This is a genomic window from Frankia sp. CcWB2 (assembly GCF_977927585.1).
The window spans coordinates 8,596-9,396 of sequence record NZ_CDWRCM010000182.1 but is presented as its reverse complement, the minus strand read 5'-3'; the positions used below and the strand labels follow the sequence as shown (position 1 = coordinate 9,396).

The following is an 801-nucleotide window of genomic DNA, read 5'->3' as shown; positions in this document are numbered from 1 at the left end:
CGGGCGGCCCGACCGCCTGCTCGGCCCCGGTCGGGCGGTCCCGCCGGAGCGGTCGCAGCACCGCCCGACCCGGCGGGCGCAGCCCGGCCGCGCCGAGCAGCGCGCCGGAGGCCGCGAGCTGGACGTTGCCGAACGTGTCAACGAGGACCACCTCGGTCTCCACGGTGCCATCCGGGCGTAGCCGAGCCAGGGCCGCCCGCGGACGGACCAGGGTCGCCGGCTCCACCGGCTCACCGACCTCCTGGAGCGGCGTCCCGCGCGCCAGGGCGGCAGCCACCGGGGCGAAGACGTCCCGGCCGTGGAACGTCGCGGGGGTTCCGGGCCGCACCGCCAGCGTGACCGCGGCCTCGATCCCCCCCCAACCGCTCGGCCGCGGAGATCAGCAGGCCGTTGTCGGGCCCGACCAGGTGACCGCCGACCGCGCGCAGTGCCAGGGCCCGGCGCGACGTACCCACCCCGGCGAGGTGCACCCCCCGAGGCAGGGAACCCACCGTCTGGGCGAGCACGGCCGCCCCCCGCCGCACGTCCCCCGGCGGCACCAGGTGGGTCACGTCGATGATCCGGGCGTCCGGCACCGTCTGCAGGATCACCCCGTGGCAGGCTGCAACAAAGCCGTCGGCGAGTCCGTAGTCAGTGGTGAAGCTGATGCACCTCACCGGCTCAACCTGACGTCAACCCGACGGCCCGGAGACGGGCGCCTCGCCGAGCCCGCTGCCGTCCCGGCCCGGTGGGTCCGGATGGCCGTGCGCCCAGCCCTCGTCATCCACCCAGCCCTCGCTGTCGACCACCCGGTGGGGATCG

The 801-nt window shown here is 76.7% G+C and carries 1 pseudogene; it reads right to left on the bottom strand.

The window, feature by feature from the left end:
• Positions 1–656, bottom strand: a pseudogene (locus tag ACY45C_RS17110) (SAM hydrolase/SAM-dependent halogenase family protein); the annotation flags it as partial.
• Positions 657–801: the final 145 nt, after the last annotated feature.